Genomic DNA, 18,499 nt, shown 5'->3' with positions numbered 1-18,499 from the left:
TTTCCTCCTCACTCGGCTGCGACCGACGCCTGAGGCGCGGTTTCGCGTTCCTTGGCGATGGCGTCTCCCATCCGCTCGGACCAGTTGCTGTGCTGGATGACGAAGAGCCCTTCGTCCTCAGTGCGCGCACCGGACATAACCGGGTTGATGCCAAGGGCCTTGGCGTCTTCATCGGGACCTTCGATCCATTGGGTTGCTCCGCGGGTCAGGTCGTTCCACTTGGCGTGTGCCGCACCGGCATAGCCGCGCTGTGTGGCCCGGAATTCTTCGGTATCATCCGGCGTCGCCATGCCAGAGGCATTGAAGAAGTCCTCGTACTGGCGGATGCGTCGGGTGCGTGCTTCCTGGCTCTCGCCCTTCGGCGCGATGCAGTAGATCGTGACCTCGGTCTTGTCGACCGAGACGGGCCGGAAGACGCGGATCTGGCTGGAGAACTGGTCCATCAGGAAGACGTTTGGATAGAGGCAGAGGTTGCGCAGCACTCCCACCATCCATTCGGCCTTGGTCTTGCCGTACTTCTCCGTCCATTCCTCCAGACGCGGATAGCCGGGGCGGTTGGTCGGGTCGGCCCATTCCGTCCAGAGCAGGATGTGACCATTCTCGTAGGCGTGGAAGCCACCGCGCTGCTTCGCCCATTTGGACGCGTCGGTTGCCTTGATGTTGTCTTCTTTGCCGTCATCGGTACGGTGCGCCGTCGTGGCCACGTAGTTCCAGTGCACGGCCGAGACGTGGTAACCGTCAGCGCCGTTTTCGGCCTGCAGCTTCCAGTTGCCGTCATAGGTGTAGGTGGACGAACCGCGCAGCACCTCGAGACCTTCGTCAGCCTGATCGACGATCATGTCGACCATCTTGCGTGCTTCGCCGAGGTACTCCTCCAGCGGCTTCACATCGGCATTGAGGGAGCCGAACAGGAAGCCACGGTAGTTTTCGAAGCGGGCAACTTTAGTCAGGTCATGGGAGCCGTCCTTGTTGAACTGCTCAGGATAACCTGCACCCTTGGGATCCTTGACCTTCAGGAGCTTGCCAGTGTTGGAGAATGTCCAGCCGTGGAACGGACAGGTGAAGGTTTTCTGGTTGCGGCGCTTGAAGCGGCAGAGCTGCGCACCACGGTGCGAACAGGCGTTGACCAGCGCGTGCAGCTCGCCGTCTTTATCGCGGGTGATGACGACAGGCGTGCGGCCCATGGTCAGAGTAAAGTAGTCGCCCGGGTTCGGGATCTGGCTTTCATGCGCCATGTAAATCCAGTTGCCTTCGAAGATGTGCTTGATCTCAAGCTCGAACAGCTCTTCGTCGGTGAAAATATCTCGGCGGCAGCGGAACACGCCATTTTCCGGGTCGTCCTGAATGGCGCCGTCGAGCCGTGCTTCGAATGCGTCGAGATTGGATTGGGTGAACATCTGTGATCCTCCTCCAGACTGCCTCAGCATGGATGCATCGGCTGGTTTGTTGTTCGTGTCGCGGGACTATTCACCCGCGACGGCTTTCATGCTCCGCCGACCATCTCGGCGGAAGAAATCGATCTTGTCGGGGTCGAGCGTCGCGCCAATGCCCGGGCCGTGTGGAATTTCGACGCAGAAATCTCTGTAGACGATCGGATTTGCGAGAATGTCCTCGGTCAGCAGCAGCGGGCCGAACAGCTCGGTGCCCCACGCCAAGTCATCAACGGTAGAGAACAACTGCAATGCCGCAACGGTGCTCAGGCCGGTTTCGAGCATGGTGCCACCGTAAAGGCCAAGGCCCGCAGCCTGCCCAATGGCTATGACTTCTGAGGCGCGCTTGAGCCCGCCGGATTGCCCGATCTTTACGGCGAAGACGTCCGCAGCTTGTGCCGTTACCACTTCGAGAGCATCCTCAGGCCCGTTAAGCGCCTCATCAGCCATCACGGCGATTTCGTAGCTACGCGTCAGTTCTGCCATTGCCCGGCGATAACGCGCGGGGACAGGTTGCTCGACAAGTTCGCAGCCCGCCTCTTGCAGCCCCCTCAGACCCCAACGTGCATCCTGCAACGACCAAGCCGTGTTGATGTCAACGCGCACGCTGGCTGCATCACCAACCGCCTCTTTGATGCGGGCGACATGGGCCACGTCATCACGGACCGCTCGCTTGCCGATCTTCAGTTTGAAGACGTTGTGGCGGCGGGTTTCGATCATCTGCTGGGCTTCGGCGATGTCGGTCTCGGAATTGCCGGAGGCCAGCGTCCAGGCGACCGGTAGACGTTCGTGAACGGCCCCACCAAAAAGTTGCGACACCGGCACGCCCAAGCGCTTGCCCAGCCCGTCCCACAGAGCTATCTCGACAGCTGTCTTGGCGATCCGGTTACCTTTCACCAACTTGTCGATGAGCTGTATTGCACCATTCACATCGTCGCTGTTGCGACCAAGCAGGCCGGGCGCGATATAAGTCTCGATCGCCGACTGGATGCCTTCAGGGCTTTCCGGTCCGTAGCTCAGCCCGCCAATCGTCGTGCCTTCGCCGATGCCTTCGGAGCCGTCCGAGAACTTGACCCTGACCAGCACCGCAGTTTGCGTACGCATCGTGGCCATCGAAAGCACGTGACCGCGAATGGTGGGAATGTCGAGGATCAGGGTCTCGATCTGGTCAATCTTGGTCACTGGGGCTCACCACATCTGCAGGTTTCTAATGGATGCAGATTGCCCGCCCGAGCCGGATTCTGTCGATGATTGGGAGGGTCTTGGATAATACCCTGGCGAGATGGGACAGTAAAAACCGAGCGAAGGTCAGACCCGGTTTCAGGCCGCTCTTCGCCGTCAATTGAAAAACAGCTATTTAGATTTTCTGGAAACAGGTCTCACCGAGAAACCTTCCGCAGCACGTGAAATTCTAGTTGGCATTTTTGCTAGAACGCAGGTGGCACAAGGTAAGTAGCTCCACAACAACTGCAATGCTGGCTGAAAAAGTTGAACGAATGCAAGAGTTACGCAGCGAGCAGCAGTCATCACTCACCCTCCCAACAATTCCTCGATGAAGTCCTCCTGCCGGTCGAGCGCCGCCTTCCAATCCTTCGGCACGGCGGCTTCCCTTTCGAGCGTCTCGGGCTCGGGCTGCCCGCGTCCGGCCTCAATCGGCATCACGCTCATCGCGCGCGCTTCGCGCCGCTGCGATCGATCCCGGACAGGCGCACGTTCGGCTAGTTTCGCCTGGTCGTCTGCGCCGACCTCAAAGTCACCGCCCCAGGGCCCCACGCCCTGCACACTCGGCGGATAGGGGAACGGCTTGCCGTCCTGGCGGGCCAGCATGTCCTTGAAGAACGGATCGTCGTAATACTTGATCCGGCTAGCCTTGATAGGGTGCTGGGGCGAAGCGAGGATTATGACCTCGTCGGGATCCATGAGGCGCGCTTCCGTCTCGGAAAGTAGCGGCCGCTCTTCCAGACGCGCCGAGGTCGAGGTCGCGCCAAGGAAGCCCTTGTTGCGACCGTACATCCGGGTCACCGCCTCGCGGGTGGTGCTGCCGACCGCGGCGGAGACCTCTTTCACCGTGCGCTGGTCCCGCGGGGTGATGTAGAGCTTCAGCCCTGCCCCGTTCTCGAGACTTTCACGGCCCTCGGGCCCGTAAATCCGATCAAGCGAAGCCAGCGACTGCGCGATCATCGCGACGCGGCCGCCATAGCTTGCCAGCGAATGGATCGCCCGCTCGAGATAGGGCATCGCCCCCATCTGCTGGAATTCGTCGATCATCATCATGACCGGCCAGGGCTCGTCCGGGCCGGGCTCGTTCAGCCGGATCGAGGCGATGAGATCGGCGAACATCAGGCGCAAGAGCGGCGCCAGCGTCGCGATGTGATCCTCGGACACCGCGATGTAAAGCGACTGAGGGGTCTTCCGGAAGGTCGAGAAATCGAAGTCGCTCGCCTCGGTGGCCGAGCGCACCGCCGGGTTGTCCCATTGCTTGAGACCGGCCGTCATCAGCGCCTGAATGTTCGAGGTCAGCAGCCGCGACGAGGCTGAGGCCGCATTGGTCCAGAGCTCGCGCAGGATGTCTTCCTCGGCCTCGTCGGCATAGGTCTTGTACTGGGCGTTCTTGTATTCGCCCCCGGCGACGATCTTGTTCACCTCGCCGAGGTTCGGCGTGCCGCGTTGGATCGCCAGCAGACAGGCCGCAACGAAGATCGACTTGCCGGCCTCGGAAAAGGTGTCGAGCGTCTTGTTGTCCTTGTCGAGGAAGAGGTCTGCCAGGATCGAGACCTCGGTGAAGCGCTGCGCGAATGTCGGGGCCTTGGCAATCCGCGCAAGCGGGTTGTACCGATGCGTGGCATTGGCCCAATCAAACGGGCTGAACCGATAGACCTCGTCGCCGTTGAGCGCCCGGAGCCGCGCGGTCTTCTCGAAGTTCTCGCCCTTCACGTCCAGCACCACAACCGAGCCCGCAAAGCTCAGAAGATTCGGGATCACGAAGCCAACCCCCTTACCGGCCCGGGTCGGCGCGACCATCATCACATGCGGGATGGTGGTCGAGGAGATGAACTCAGCTTTGGACGTCGGGGCTCCGAGCTTGCCACAGACAAAGCCCTTGCCAGGCGCTTGAAGCATGTCGTTCTTCTTCAGCTCCGCCTTGGTCTGCCAGTGGGCCGAGCCATAGTCGTCCCGCTCCTTCTTCCAGGTCCAGGCAAGCGCCAGGGCGCCGAGGCCAATCGCCCCGAAGCCTACGGCGCCAAACCCCACCTTGAACGCTTCGGGATGCGCCGCTCGGGTGCCCGCGCTGGCTTTCCAGAGCGCCAGCATGTCAAAACTACCAAACCCGGTTTTCAGGGCCAGGGTCAGGTAGAAGGCGGCGACGATGGTGCCGATGACGGCGCCGCAGATCACCCCGAAGAGGAGCGCGGCCCAAAGGGGGAGTGTCTTGGTCATGGTTGTCATCTCCCCCTTAGAATTCCATCTCGTCATCGAGACCACGATCTAGTGTTTTGTTTCGGGCAAGTTCACGCCCCATTTCCTGCGCCTCTTGCTGGCCGCGCATCCGCGCCACCTCCGTCGCCTTGTCCTGCTGCAACCCGGCGGCGCGGTCGGTGAAGACTTGGTCGCCGGTCTCCTCAAACGTCATCTCGAGGAATTCCTGCGTGACGGTGATCTGGTCGAGCTTGCTCGGAAGGGCCGCGTCCAGCACCTCGTAGTTGCCGCGGCGAAGTGCAGCCAAACCCTCCTCACCCAACTCCTTGAAGAGCTCGGATTGCAGGGTCCGCTCAACCACCTCTTCCTGTTCCTCGGTGAGCTTGCCGTCCCGAAGCATGTCGGCCAGGTCCTGCAGGTAGGGATTGGGCGTCCGGTCGTCTTCGTCGATGAGGGGCAGTGTCGCCTCCTCTTCGTCCGCGAGGGTTCGGCCGATCTCGACGCCCAGTTCCTTCGCCCGCTCCATCAGTGCGTCCATCACGCCGTCGACCTTTTCGAGCGCGGCATCGAGCTGGTCGTCACTCGCGGTCTCCACGCTGAGACCGTCCTTGGCCAGCACCGCATTCATGTCGCGCTCAACCCAGTCCTGCGCCATACCGTAGTTCCGCGTGCCGCCGGCCATGATCCGGGCCACCAGCTCCTCGCTGTCCATGCCTGCCTCTTCGGCACTCTCGAGCACATCGCGCAACCCCTCGTCATTGCCGGACTGCAGCGCGCCGATCAGCACCACGCTGCCCGCCCCCGGGGGATAGGGTTCTTCAAGCTGCTTGCCGAAGCGCGCCCGTAGCTCCGGGTCGGGCACCATCTGCGAGAGATCCGCGATGATCGGCGCGGCCTTGGCCTCGAATGCGGCGCACTCGGCCGGGTCCAGTTCCTCGGCCTTGAGCCTGAGCGCCTCGATCGTGCGCTCGGAATAGTCGATCGCATCACCGACGGTCTTGATGTCCTTCATGTCTATCTCTCCTTCGGTGAAGTTCCACGGCGCGCCGGAACCGAGCCCCTCCGCCATGCCGCGCAGGGCGCGGGCCATGTGGCGCTGGTCCATCCGGTCCAGCAGGTCAGCGAGGTTCTTGTAATCCTTGGCGAAGCCCACCACCTGCGCCTGCGCCATGGCGGTTTCCTGGGCCGTCAGGGCGATCTCGCGCGGTAGGCGGGCCTCTTCCTTGGCGCGGTAGATCTCTTCGATCCCGGCGGGTTTCTCGAAGATGCCGCGCTCGAGCCGCGTGGTGGCATCAAGCATCACGCCGTAGCGTTCCGCGATCTCGGCCTGTTTCTCGCGCATGAGCTGCGGCGACATCACGCCTTCGGCCCAGCAAGAGAACCAGGTGCCTTTCTCGAGGCCGCGATTGTTCAGGATGATGTGGGCGTGTTTGTGCGCCCGGTCGTCATGGACCGCGAGCACATAGTCCCACTGATCGCCGTATTCGCCGCTCTCGAAAAAATGCTCCGTCCAATCCATGGCGATGTCGCGCACCTGATCGACCGTCACGTCGGTCGGGAAGGAGAGCAACATGTGAGAGGTGAAGCCGAGCTTGGTCGAGCCGCGCCAGGTCCCGGCCCAATCCTCGATGATGTCCTCTTTCTGCCCCTCAGACAGCACCGCCGCATCGGTCAGCGCATTGGTCATTGTCGAGTAGGTGTAGACCGCCTTGTCGTTGATGTAGGAGATCTGCGCTCCGAGCGACGCGCGCGTCTTGCAGCCTCCCGCCCGGATCCGTTTGAAGACCGCCGCCCGGCTCTGACCCGACGCAGCCTTCAGCGCGTTGCGCGCCGACATGGATCCGACGCGCGAGAAACTCCGCCCCTGCCGACGCCCCGCCAGCCGCGCGTCGATCCGCGCTGCGGCCTGACCCCGGATGCGCTCATCCTCCCAGAGCCGGCCCATGACCGAGGCGTAGAGGGCGAGGGGATCAGCCACTGCGCACCAGCCTCAGACCGCCGTTTGTCACGGGCGAACCGTCCTCCAGAACCGCGCTCTCCGCCCCCTGCCCTTCTTCCTTTTGTGGCCACTCCTGATGACGCATCGCCTGCGCCGCATCTTTCATCCGGCCCAATTCACGGCTCATGGATTGCGCCAGATCAAGGAGATCAATCAGCACCGCGCGGTCTGCCTCCGAGACCTCCAGCCGACCGCGATGGACCGCCTTGGCGAGCATCAGTCCGGCGTCGCTCACATCCTTCGCCTGACGCCACGCTGCACAGAATTCCGCGACCAGATCACGGGGCACATCGAGGAATCCGCACCGTCCGCGCAGCACCGCATTCAACGCCTGCGACCGGTTGGCAAAACCCCGTTCGCGCCACTCCGCATCGAAGGCCTCCAGTTCGGATCGGCTTGCCCGGAATGCCACTGTCTCGCTCGGATCGCGCACCGTGATCCCCTCGCCCGCCTCCTCTTTCGCGAGCCGGTTCACGTGGCGCGCAGAGATGCCGAACGCCGCCGCCAGCTCCTTGGCACTTTCGCCCGCCGCAAAGCGCCGCGCGACTTCGATGCGCTGCTCAAGCTTCAGGTTTTTCGCTGGCCTCGGCACTAGGGCGTTCTCCCGCTGCCAGAAAAAGATTGCATGCGCAGACGCGCGCGAGGCAGCGATTGCTCGCAATCGCTTTCGCGTGCGGCGGAGCATTCAGCTTTGCGGGAAACGCCCATGACAGACCCCTCGGACAAAATGTGCAAACATTGGCCATATCCTGCCAACGTCTTCCTTCTCTCCTTTGCTTATACTTCAATACATCACATTGCGCAATATAACGTTTTGCATGCTGTGTCTTTTTGCTGGCAATAGGGTGCAGTCAAGACTGCTCCGCAGCGCGACATGGAACGCCGCCGTCCTCATCGATGCGCGGCAATCTGGTCGAATTAATCTGCCTAAACTTGCGCTGGAGCAGCACGCGATGTCAGGCAAACCGAGCGCCCGAGCCGGTAACGGATCGGGCGCGAAGAACACGAAAACGGCCCGCGCGAGATAGCGCGGGTCCCACCATTCGAGGGCGTCACGAAGCTTCTGAGAGACGGTGTCAAACCCCTGCGGATCAGTAGACCCGCAGGGGTGTCTGGGTCAGTGACCCAGTCCCTGAGAGCGCAGGTCGTCGTAGCGGCTGCGGGCGATCAGCGCCTCGGTCTCGAGGCTGTCGAGTGTCTCGGGATGGGCGTCTTCATCAAACGCGGCGAGGTAGGCATCAAAGGCCATGTCGGCTTGCAGTTCGGCGAGGTCGATGGATTGTTCGAGTGTCATGGTGTGATCCTTTCCGTTGATCGTCGTTGGACGGATCGTGGAAAAGACCGGGGGCATGAGAGCGGGCTGCACCCGGCACGGGGCGGAATGAAATGGAGCACGCCGGGGGCAGGTTTGTTGTGAGCGGTGCACCGCAGCGCTCAAGGCGCAGCCGTCCAGAAACCTGCCCCCAGCGTTGCCGGCCGCTCGACCCCGGGCTAGCGATCTGAGAGGCCAACAGGTCGACGGAAAGGCGCGCGACGGTGGCCCTGACGTGAGACGTCGCCCCCCGGACGCATGACGTTGATCTGCGGTTTACACCCTCGCGGCAAAGGGTGAGTTCGGCACCCTGGCAGCCTCGCCAACACGACCCAAGCGCGGGTTGCTCGACTGAGAGAAGGGGTGCGCTTACCTCGCACAGTGGGCTCCCATTTTTCCCCTGCTGACTTTCGGCTCACCCTCGGGTTCGCGCGATCCACTCTGTCCCTCAACAGAACGATCAAAGCTGCTTCTGCGATCGATCCAGTCAGACTATCCGCCTCGGTGTCAGCGTCCGAAATATGCCGCATCCTTCTGACACGGGTTTCGGACCCGAACCGCTGCCATTCCTCATAACGAGAAATAGCCAGACCGCCGGAGCGGTCTGGCCCTTGGCTTAGGCGGCGTCTTTCGGGCCCCAGGGGATGACGGCCTGCAGGGACAGATCGTCCTGGTTCGCGGCCTTGCCGAGGTTGGCGTTGAAGCCGTGGTCGCGGATGGTCAGCGTGTAGTAGTCGGCACCGGTCTCCTTGTTCTGCTTCTTCCAGATGCCGCCGCACTCGACCAGCTTGCCGCGCGGGGAGCGGCCGAGGACGCGGTGCGTGGGGGCCATCGGGTTCGTGCTCGCGACGGGCTCGACCGTGATGTCGAGGTCGAAGGTCAGGGTCGAGATGGAGCCTGTGCCCTTGGCGGTCTCGATGTCGGCGCTGGTGAATTTGATGCAGTTCGTGGTCATTGCTCTTCTCCTTGTTTGCGTTGCAATGATGGTCACCTTGCAGCTGGCCAAGGCCCGGGCACACCGAAGGCGAAGCGTAGCGGAGAGGGGCAGGTGCCGGTCTTTTTGCTCCGCGAGGAATGACCCGCAGGGTCAGGGGAAAAAGATCGGCGGCAACCTTTGTGGACGGGACGACAGCTGCGACCAGCATGTCATGCAACTCAGACAAAGGGAGAAGTGCGTTGGCCGCTAAGGAAGGATGGTGAACAGCCGTCAAAGATGCCAGAGGGCGCATGTTGATGCATGGATCATAGCTGGAGCAGGCATTTTCGGATCCATGTCACTTGCCAGATTCCCGACGCACCCACCTTGCGACGACAGCGAAAACTTGCTGTGACAAAGAAGTGCTACCGGGGGTATCGTAAGAGCGAAATTTTGGACCAAATCGTTTTCGGGCACAGACAAACTAAGCCGAAGTACAAGAAGTGAGGCAAAATAGCTTTGGAACTAGAAGAACTCGCAAAGCAGTGCCAAAACTGTGCACAGCATAGCCCAGTGATAGTCTTGGGCAGCGGGGCCTCGATACCGCATGGCATTCGTGGCATGGGGGATTTGGCCGTTTGGCTCCGCGATAATGTACAGGCCGACGATGGACCGGAAGTCGATGCCTGGACACTTGTTAGAACAGCCTTGGCCGCTGGAGATCATTTAGAAGCAGCACTAGAAAACAAGCCTCTACCCGACTCCTTGGTTGTCAAGATTGTCCGAAGTACCTGGGACTTCATCGCTCAGGGCGATTATAGCCTGCTCAAATCAGCTATAAAGACCGAGACCATTTTTCCGCTCCGCACCCTATTCACAGGTTTATTCCGAAGTACAAACCGCAATATCCATGTCGTAACAACAAACTACGACCGCGTTGCAGAGTATGCAGCCGATTCAGGCGGCTACATCCACAACACGGGTTTCCTTCCGGGCTATCTGCGACGGGCCGATGGGGCGGAGAATCTGATTTTCAAACAAGGGGCCAATTTGGCGCGGACGGTCACAGTCTGGAAAGTCCACGGGTCTCTTGATTGGTTTTCAGACCCGCATGGGGGTGTGATGTCGCTACCGATGACGAGCGAGTTGCCCGATGGTTTGGTTCCGTTGATCGTCACGCCAGGTGTAAGCAAATATCAGCGGACGCACGACGAGCCCTTTCGGAGCGCGATACAGGGCGCCGATCGTGTGTTGAGTGCCGCGACCGCATTCATTTGCATAGGATACGGGTTCCGCGACGGCCATATCCATCCGAAGCTGATGACGCGTTGTCGTGTGCATGACGTTCCCATCCTTGTCGCAGCGCGCACCTTAACGCCCGAAGCCAAGGATTTTCTCAAGAACAACGCCGGGCGTCACTACCTCGCGCTCGAGAACCACGATGAGGGGACGATGGTTTACAACCGTGACAGCCCAGACGGTATTGTTGTTATCGGGGGCAAATATTGGGAGTTGCCTGCATTGAACGAATTGATTGGGTTTTAGGAGGAAGAGTTGGGCATACTTGATTTCAACGATGATGAAAGTCTCGGCAAAATTATTGCCGTCGATACTGCCACTGTGACGGTGCGAGTCGATGAACTTGAACGCCTCAAACGGATTCAGGTCAATCGGTTGACCGCGATCAGAAGCTCGAAAGCCGGGCAGCACTTAATCGGGATAGTTTCGCGCATCACACGCAAAGCAGGTGACGAAACTGCAATAGACGGGTCTGAGGAGGATCCGGAAGCCGCGCTCCCCGAAAACAACCTCGTTCGGGTCGCTCTGATTGGAACACTCGTAGACAAGGAGGGGCTGAAAGAGAACGTCTTTAAGCGCACCCTAGAGACTGTGCCCGAAATCGATGCGGATTGCTTTTCCTTGGAAGGTCAGCGCCTGACAGACTTCATGCAGGTCATTTCGCAGGTTTCCGGCGACGGCCCGCAGCTTGATCTTGGTCGCTATGCTTTGGACGAGGACGCGCGGGCCTTCTTGAACGGCAACCGTCTGTTCCAACGTCATGCCATCGTGGTCGGTAGCACTGGCAGCGGCAAATCGTACACAACTGCGCGGCTCCTAGACCAGATTGCCGGTCTTCCACAAGCCAACGTAATCTTGTTCGATATCCATGGTGAGTACCAGACCCTCGATAGCGACGAGTTTCGGCATCTACGCATCGCTGGGCCGGGGGACATTGGACACGATCGCCGACTGGCCGACGGTGTTCTACATCTACCGTTCTGGCTTCTCGGCTATGAGGCATTGGTCGCTTTGTTTGTAGATCGGTCCGATCAGAACGCTCCGAACCAAGCCATGCTCATGACGCGCTGTATCACCGATGCGAAGCGCGCAATGCTTGATCCGGGAAAACACGCCGACATTCTTGCAAATTTCACTATCGATAGCCCCGTGCCTTTCGATATCGACAGTGTCCACAAGCAACTATCTGACTTGAACGAACAAATGGTTCCGGGCGCTAACAACAAGGATAAGCAAGGACCATACTTCGACAAGCTCAGCCGCTTAATCGCGCGATTTGAAGCCAAACGAAATGATCGCAGGCTTGGGTTCATATTTCAGCCGCCAGCAGCCTGTATGGATATGGCCTGGCTGTCGGAGGTAACGCATTTCCTGATAGGCGGGCGCGGATCGCAAGCTGATGGCAAGGGTGGGATCAAGATCATCAATTTCTCGGAAGTGCCGTCCGACATCCTGCCGCTCATGGTCAGCTTGATTGCTCGGCTGATATTCACAGTCAGCCAGTGGACGCCACCAGACAACCGTCATCCCATCGCATTGTTCTGCGATGAGGCACATCTGTATATCCCGGAGCGTGCATCGTCAGAGTCAGCCGATGAGATCTCTGTCGGGATTTTCGAGAGGATCGCCAAAGAAGGCAGGAAATACGGTGTTGGACTAGTGGTTATCAGCCAAAGACCATCCGAAGTGAACCGCACCGTTCTGAGCCAGTGCAACAATGTCATTGCGATGCGGCTGACCAACGGCGACGATCAATCCGTGATCAAACGGTTGCTGCCTGACAGCCTCGGCGGGTTTGGTGATCTTCTACCGGTCCTCGACATCGGTGAGGCATTGGTGGTCGGCGATGCGAGCTTGCTTCCGACGCGAGTTGTGGTGTCCGAGCCGCGCTTCAAGCCCAATAGCGCGACAGTCAATTTCTGGGATCGTTGGAGTGACGCGGCACCAGTTGCGGGAACGGAAGATGCCGTCCTTTCTTGGCGGAGACAAAGCAATCACTAGCCCTAGGAGCGATGAAAACAGTCAACGAGTATTGCCGCACATATTATGCTGGGACGATTCTACCGACCATCGCGGTAAGAGTATCGGGCGCAAGCTTGGAAGAAATTGCATCCAACTCCAAGAGGGGCTGCGACAGGTAAGGATGAAACTTCTCCGACATTAAATTCCCAGCTCCAGCGAACAGATCGACAGGTTCGCCAGATCGAATGTGCGCTAGTACCGTTTGAAGATCGGGGGTTTCGTCCCCGGCCTCCACCATCAGAAACCCGTCATGCAGTTCGACCGAAAACCCCTCACTTCTCAGTGCTAGCGCGAGGGTTGATGTCTTCACAGTACCGACCCGCGTCGCAATGACTGATGTATGCTCGCCAATGGTGTGTAGGTTATTGGCCCTAAACCCCAGCTGTTCATAGTGAGCACGCGCTTCCTCGAGCATCATCAAAGAGACTGTATCCATGTAAGCTGGGCTGGAATCCCCCTCGAGCACGGCGAACATTCGGTCGATCACTTTGTCATGAATGTCCCCCGCATCGCCGCCGAAGACGGGCGGCACACCAGCCTTCGCGGGTTTGACGACGATGACCTTTTCACGATCATGGATTTCTTGAACAACCCAACGTCGCCCAGAGAATATTAATAGCATCCCAGGGGCAAGAACATTATCGATCGGCAGGGTTCCAAGGTCCCGCCCCTCTGCGACCAACCGGAATTCCTCAGGCGTCTGAAACACCGCATAGAAGCTGTAATGCTCAACCAGTTTTTCGCCCGCGGGTCCCAAAAGCAACAGCCCGCTGCCGACCTGTTCGATCAAGCCGGTTTCTGGGTGGCCGATTGCACGCAACACATCTGCGAAGACTTCGGTTGTGACCTTCCGAAAGGGGCCTTCGCGGCAGAGCACATTGTAGACCACGCTTGCAGACGCACCGCCGCGCTGCGCTATGACTGACAGTATCTGGTGGACGAGCGTCGAGAGATGAAGCGCCTGAGGTTTTGGAGGTTCGCACCAGCCTTCCAGCAGCAAGTCTATCATCGCGATGGACCTGATCAGGCCGAGGCGAAGACGATCCACGAAACTGCTCTCCGGCGTCAACTTGGCTTCGACAGCATACTGCCTGAGAATGGCCGGCTGTCCTTCACGCCGGCCTGATCGGCCAAGCCGTTGTCGCAACGCGGCGACGCTGAATGGCGCACCGATTTGAGCCACGCAGGTCACGTCACCGATGTCGATTCCAAGCTCGAGCGTCGATGTGCAAACGGCTGTCGTCGGTTTCGCAGGGTCCTTCAAGCGCCGCTCAACGAAGTCACGGTGTTCTCGGGAGAGGCTCGCGTGGTGGGGATAGAATTCCTGTGGCAGGTGCTCCCGTTCGCAAAGCTCCCGCAACCGATCTGCGTAAATCTCGACCCGTTGACGCGCTCCGGCGAAGACCAGGTTGTCGCTGCCTCGAAGGTGTTTGAAAAGATGTGCTGCGATCGCGTCCGTTGCGGATGGGCTGTTTTCATCTTCATCGCCGGAAAGGTAACCGCGAAGCTGAAGCTTCAATTCAGCCTCGCCGCCATCTGCTTCGATCAGCTGGACAGCGTTTGCGGCGTCAGGGCGAAGATAGGCCTTAGCGAGGTCCATGTCGCCTAGCGTAGCTGACAGACCTATCCGACGGATTGGGCGCTTTATCGCGAGCTCGAGCCGTGTGAGCAGTGAACGAAGCTGGACACCGCGTTCGCTGTCCAGAACTGTGTGCAGCTCGTCGATCACGACCGCCCGTGTCGCCCCAAACAGGCGGGCAATTTCCAAACCGCGACGAATGAAAAGCGCCTCAAGGGACTCTGGGGTTATCAGAAGGATCCCTTTTGGAGATATCAACGCGCGCGTCTTGATGGATTGCGAGACATCTCCGTGCCAGGGAACAACCGGAAGCTCTGCTTCCTGGCAGATGCCCTCCAGCCGCATGGCCTGGTCCGTGATCAGGGCTTTCAGCGGACCGATGTAGAGCAGGTCGAAGCCGGTGCCGCCCGACGGCTCGTCAAGCACCTGTGAAATCAACGGCAGGAACGCCGCCTCGGTCTTTCCGCCCGCCGTAGAAGCTGCAACGATTAAATCGGCATTGGATTCGCAGATCGTCCGGATGGATCGCGCCTGGATGTCGCGAAGTTCGCGCCAACCTTTCTGGCGTATCCATTTCTGCACAGGCCTCGCCAGTTTGTCGAACGCACTGCTCATCGGCGTCAGAGCTTGAAGCTGATCAGATCATCGTCACCGGGGTCTTGGGCACCAGTCGACTCGTCTACCTCGTTCATGTCTTCGCCGAGGTCTTCGGAGACCTCGATCTTTTCGATCAGATCGCTCCACTCGACACCGGGGTTTTGCTCAAGCACGGAAAGCAGGTTCACGAATGCCGTCACCGTATTGCGCGGGGTGCGGAAGTAAGCTTCACCGATCCGGTCCGAACAATGCGCCATGAAGGCCTCGAGCGCGTCGTCCGGCAGAGCACCGGCATCGTCCTGCATGATCCGCCGCACATTGGCCAGAAGAACGAAGAGATCTTCAGGGGTCAGGCTGGCCAGCCGGACAACCGGTCCTGAAAGGTCGACCAATCCGTCCCGCGCGAAGGTGTTCTCGGCCAAACGCGATTGAAGGGCTTCGTAGCTATAGAGCCCTCGACGGGTGTTCATCAGAAACTCCGGGGTTCCACCCATAAGGAATCCGAGGTTCTCGGCGCTACCCTGCAGCACATCGTTCAGGATCCGGAGGATCTGTTCGTAGTTTGCATTGCGGGCCTGCGACGAAGTGAGCTTGTAGAGGTTCACCATCTCGTCGAGGCCGACCAGCAATCCTTTATACCCGGCCTCGCACACGAATGCCGACATCAGCTTCAGATGGTCATAGACACTGGCGTCGTCGATGATCGTTCGCACACCAAGTGCTTTGCGCGCGTCGGTGCGTGTCGCGAACTCGCCGCGCAGCCATCTCAGGGCTGCGGATTTCAACTCGTCGTCGCCGGTCTCATGGCCTTCCCAATATCGACGGATGACTTCGGCGAACTCAAACCCTCCGGTAAGTTCTTCAAAGTGGCCAAGGCGTTCACGAATGACGGTCCCCGTGGGCAAATCCCGTTCTTCAGCATCTCGGTGAGCCTGGCTGACAAATCGCTCCACCACGCTGGCCAATGCCCCGCCATCGGGCTTGGTCCGCGTCGAGAGGTTTCGGGCCATCTCGGCATACAGCCCGCGAGCTTGTCCGCCGGTCGCGTGAATGCGCCGATCTGGCGCTAAATCCGCGAACATCACGACCAGGCCTTTCTCCAGAGCCACGAGGCGGATCAGGTTCATGAAGAACGTCTTGCCCGATCCGTACTCCCCGATGATGAACCGGATCGCCGATCCGCCATCGGATATCCGGTCCATGTCCTTGACGAGCTCTTCAATCTCTCGGACGCGGCCAACCTGAATATGGCGCAAACCGAGTTTGGGCACGACCCCGGCCCGAAGCGCCTGTACGATTGCATCGCGTTCACGTGGTTTCAACTTAGACATCCCTGCCCTCCGCACTCATCTTTTCTTTTACCGCCTCCGCAATTTCCAGAGACACGTCATATCCATCATACTCGTCGAGCAGTGCTTCGTTGTAGGTCTCAAAAGCCCATTCATTCACGACTTCCAAAGCCCCGGATGCCATCAACCCATGCGAGGCGCAGATCGTCTCGAACTCGGTTTCAGACCAATGCTCTCGAGTGACCAGTTCGAGGACAAGGGCGCCGTGTTTCGGGTCAAGCCCTACCAGCTGGCTTTGGCTGGCAGGCGCGGAGGCACCACTTTCTTCCTCTTTGACATCGAAAATCTGACCGAGGACGGACGACACGCGCTCTGTGTCCGAACGAATTGCTGCGATCCGTGAAGCGTCGAGTTTCGGTCCGCTGGCTTTTTCGAGCGCGGGTATCGCTTCGCCCGGGCGACCCGGTTGCGACGCGCGAACAGTGCGTGGACCATCCGCAACTTCGCCAGCATGCAGGTCGGTGTAGGCAAGCGCAGGATCAAGTCCCAAAGCCTTGTAGATTTTCTCGATGCTTGCGACTTCGTCGGAGTGAATAATGCCATCGGCATGTGCTGCACCGACCAGCGCTGCCCGCATAGCGGCTTGGCTGTCTTGGCCCACCTCCTTCAGTTTGCGCCGCAGAAGCGTCATGTCCGGTGGCACGGCCAGGAACCATTCAAGGTTTGCACGCAGCCTGCGGCGTTCCTGATCGCTGAGGGCCGTGGCAGAAACCTGATCTTCCAACGCCCTGCGTTCAGGCTCCGCGATGCGACCATCAGCATGGGCGACTAACGACCCAAGTGCCAATTCGATCAAGGCGCTTCGATAGCTGTCGGAAACGTCCTCCAGTCTTTCGATGGGTTCGCCCAGACGAAACAGCACAACAGGCTCCTCCGTCTTGGGCGACCGGAGCGCAAACCGAGGGTCGGGCGCCAGACCGAAACCGAGGCGCGCGAGCGCGTCGGCGGCTCCTGTCATTTGCCGTTTTCCGATCTTCTCGTTCGTTTCTCCCTCCAGTCGTCCGATCACCTCCTCAAGCGGCACCAATCCCCCGCGATCGACGATATCGCTTGCCCAAGATTTCAAGCGGTCCATTTCCTCTGATGGGAAAGCATCCCAAAGTTCAGAGGGTAGCAAGGCATGCGCTTCCACACTTCCGCGGCCGTCAGGGTTTCGGCCCAGGAAGCGACTGAGCTTGTCGAGGTCGTTCATCACCTCGTCAGCCAGCTCTTGCGCAATCTCGACCGGCTTGCGCAAGCCGGAGATGTCGGGCACGGGTTTGCCATCCACGGTCGGATTGACTGACCCCTGAAACTCGCTGGAGGCGGCGCGATAGGATGCCGTGAGTGATTTCCGGGGTTTTGTCACTTTGAGCCCATCAGGAAAACGCCGATCAAACCGCATACGGAAAAGAGCGACGAACTCGTCACGGCACCGCGTCGCGGGAGTTCTCAGATTTGTTTCCGGATGGCAGATGAACCAACTCAGCAACCAGTCAGCCGTCAGGTTCTCGCCTTTGTCGATCCGAGCTCCGATTGCGTATTTGAGTGAGAACGGAAGTTCCCAGCCCTGCTTCTCGAAAATCGGTTCGATAGCGTCGAGGTCGGTTTCGGCAAGCATCGCAATGTCGAGGAACTCACCCAAATAGCGCCTGACGGAGTGGTTGTCAGGGTAAAGTGAATGCAGCCGCCGAACTTCCTGGACGATATCCTTGGCATCTTCGTTGGACTGATCGACGAAGAAGCGACGCTCCAGCCCGTAGAAGTACAGGAACATGTATCCGGGGTTGTAGGAGGCGTCGTTGCGCCCGCTGGCCAACCAGTCGAGGTAGGTCGCCCGGCACTGAGGTGAGATATCCGCGTATCCGGGCCAGTAAGGCATACCTTCACCAGCTTTGTCGGCTCCAGAGCGCGCGACAGACAGAGACGGATCGATATAGGCTCGGCACTTGTCACGATACCCGTAGGTGTTCAGCAAGGGAGCCGTGCCGACATAGACCATCCCGCCGATGTTGCGGCCGGCGACGCTAGCTGTTTCATAAGACGGGACCCACCCGCTTTTCGATGATCGGACCGATGCGCTCGATGCCACTCGCGAGGGCTGATTTCGTTCAGCGGCCGCGGCAAGTGCCGGCGCCGCAGACTTTCCAGCCCGAACGATTTCAGCGTAGTCCTGCTTTGGTGGGGAGTAAGCCTGCACGGCAGCCGGCTGTTTGGACGCGTTGGCTTCGCGAGTTCGTTCGCGCTCACGCTCGATACGCTTGTCGTAGGCACTTGGGCGCGGCACCGGCTCAGGTCGGGGGGGTAGATTTTCGGAACTCCCCTCAGCTTGCGCCTTTGCAGCGACTTTCCGCGATCTCCGTTTTTCTTGCCACCAGACCAGAATGACGGGAACACCAAATGCAAACAACATCTGGCCGCCAATCGGCCAACCCTGAAGCATTGTGGTCACCACGACCATACATAAGAAAAAATACAGGACGAGAAAGAATGTAATTCGGAAAAACTTGATTATTGAAGACATTATCGGAACCCTCTCCGAACCACACTATTTTGCACAGCCATCTTTGCAACGACTAACGTCATGGTTGAAGCACTTC

At 59.5% G+C, this 18,499-nt stretch carries 12 protein-coding genes; 2 read left to right on the top strand and 10 right to left on the bottom strand.

Annotated features, from left to right (window positions below; translation table 11 throughout):
* Positions 1–8: 8 nt before the first annotated feature.
* The 7 genes from benA to J7394_RS18250 all read right to left on the bottom strand — a co-directional run bounded on the left by benA (position 9) and on the right by J7394_RS18250 (position 9,113).
* Positions 9–1,397, bottom strand: a complete 1,389-nt coding sequence (gene benA / locus J7394_RS18280) for a benzoate 1,2-dioxygenase large subunit (RefSeq protein WP_040179364.1) — start codon at positions 1,395–1,397, stop codon at positions 9–11.
* 66 nt (positions 1,398–1,463) lie between these two features.
* A complete protein-coding gene (locus J7394_RS18275) occupies positions 1,464–2,612 on the bottom strand; it encodes a muconate/chloromuconate family cycloisomerase (protein WP_040179366.1) in 1,149 nt (382 codons plus the stop codon).
* Positions 2,613–2,960: 348 nt separating this feature from the next.
* Positions 2,961–4,868 carry a type IV secretory system conjugative DNA transfer family protein gene (locus tag J7394_RS18270; RefSeq protein WP_084353827.1) on the bottom strand — a complete coding sequence of 636 codons (1,908 nt, stop codon included), beginning with the start codon at positions 4,866–4,868 and terminating at the stop codon, positions 2,961–2,963.
* Positions 4,869–4,884: 16 nt separating this feature from the next.
* Complete coding sequence (locus J7394_RS18265; protein ID WP_180888390.1) at positions 4,885–6,825, bottom strand: relaxase/mobilization nuclease domain-containing protein; 1,941 nt, start codon at positions 6,823–6,825, stop codon at positions 4,885–4,887.
* Positions 6,818–7,438, bottom strand: a complete 621-nt coding sequence (locus J7394_RS18260) for a helix-turn-helix domain-containing protein (protein WP_180888404.1) — start codon at positions 7,436–7,438, stop codon at positions 6,818–6,820. The genes J7394_RS18265 and J7394_RS18260 overlap by 8 nt, the downstream gene beginning before the upstream one ends.
* A gap of 525 nt (positions 7,439–7,963) precedes the next feature.
* Entirely contained in the window at positions 7,964–8,140 is a 177-nt protein-coding gene (locus J7394_RS18255) for a hypothetical protein (protein ID WP_165198475.1), read from the bottom strand.
* A 634-nt stretch (positions 8,141–8,774) separates the two neighbouring features.
* Positions 8,775–9,113: a DUF736 family protein gene (locus tag J7394_RS18250; RefSeq protein WP_037207756.1), complete on the bottom strand. Its 339-nt coding sequence runs from the start codon at positions 9,111–9,113 to the stop codon at positions 8,775–8,777.
* A gap of 582 nt (positions 9,114–9,695) precedes the next feature.
* On the opposite strand from J7394_RS18250, the gene J7394_RS18245 reads away from it, so the two are divergent.
* Together J7394_RS18245 and J7394_RS18240 are read left to right on the top strand one after the other, a co-directional pair.
* Entirely contained in the window at positions 9,696–10,619 is a 924-nt protein-coding gene (locus tag J7394_RS18245) for an SIR2 family protein (RefSeq protein ID WP_152460852.1), read from the top strand.
* 9 nt (positions 10,620–10,628) lie between these two features.
* Complete coding sequence (locus J7394_RS18240) at positions 10,629–12,374, top strand: ATP-binding protein (protein ID WP_084353831.1); 1,746 nt, start codon at positions 10,629–10,631, stop codon at positions 12,372–12,374.
* Positions 12,375–12,417: 43 nt separating this feature from the next.
* On the opposite strand, the gene J7394_RS18235 is transcribed toward J7394_RS18240, so the two are convergent.
* From J7394_RS18235 to J7394_RS18225, 3 genes are read right to left on the bottom strand one after another with little or no spacing between them, the layout of a single operon-like run.
* Entirely contained in the window at positions 12,418–14,589 is a 2,172-nt protein-coding gene (locus J7394_RS18235; protein ID WP_084353832.1) for a DEAD/DEAH box helicase, read from the bottom strand.
* Positions 14,590–14,594: 5 nt separating this feature from the next.
* Positions 14,595–15,902: an ATP-binding protein gene (locus J7394_RS18230; RefSeq protein WP_084353833.1), complete on the bottom strand. Its 1,308-nt coding sequence runs from the start codon at positions 15,900–15,902 to the stop codon at positions 14,595–14,597.
* Entirely contained in the window at positions 15,895–18,423 is a 2,529-nt protein-coding gene (locus tag J7394_RS18225; RefSeq protein ID WP_133840909.1) for a TerB N-terminal domain-containing protein, read from the bottom strand. Before J7394_RS18225 ends, J7394_RS18230 begins: the two co-directional genes overlap by 8 nt.
* Positions 18,424–18,499 lie beyond the last annotated feature (76 nt).

It is taken from the genome of Ruegeria sp. R13_0, assembly GCF_017743995.1.
Lineage (GTDB): Bacteria > Pseudomonadota > Alphaproteobacteria > Rhodobacterales > Rhodobacteraceae > Ruegeria.
The sequence above is the reverse complement of the archived record's forward strand: the minus strand, read 5'-3'. Positions and strand labels throughout refer to the sequence as shown.

Excerpts from the sequence above, each read along its gene's own strand:
- benA (WP_040179364.1), bottom strand. The coding sequence starts at position 1,397 with ATGTTCACCCAATCCAATCTCGACGCATTCGAAGCACGGCTCGACGGC.
- J7394_RS18270 (WP_084353827.1), bottom strand. The coding sequence starts at position 4,868 with ATGACCAAGACACTCCCCCTTTGGGCCGCGCTCCTCTTCGGGGTGATC.
- J7394_RS18255 (WP_165198475.1), bottom strand. The coding sequence starts at position 8,140 with ATGACACTCGAACAATCCATCGACCTCGCCGAACTGCAAGCCGACATG.
- J7394_RS18250 (WP_037207756.1), bottom strand. The coding sequence starts at position 9,113 with ATGACCACGAACTGCATCAAATTCACCAGCGCCGACATCGAGACCGCC.
- J7394_RS18245 (WP_152460852.1), top strand. The coding sequence starts at position 9,696 with ATGGGGGATTTGGCCGTTTGGCTCCGCGATAATGTACAGGCCGACGAT.
- J7394_RS18235 (WP_084353832.1), bottom strand. The coding sequence starts at position 14,589 with ATGAGCAGTGCGTTCGACAAACTGGCGAGGCCTGTGCAGAAATGGATA.
- J7394_RS18230 (WP_084353833.1), bottom strand. The coding sequence starts at position 15,902 with ATGTCTAAGTTGAAACCACGTGAACGCGATGCAATCGTACAGGCGCTT.
- J7394_RS18225 (WP_133840909.1), bottom strand. The coding sequence starts at position 18,423 with ATGTCTTCAATAATCAAGTTTTTCCGAATTACATTCTTTCTCGTCCTG.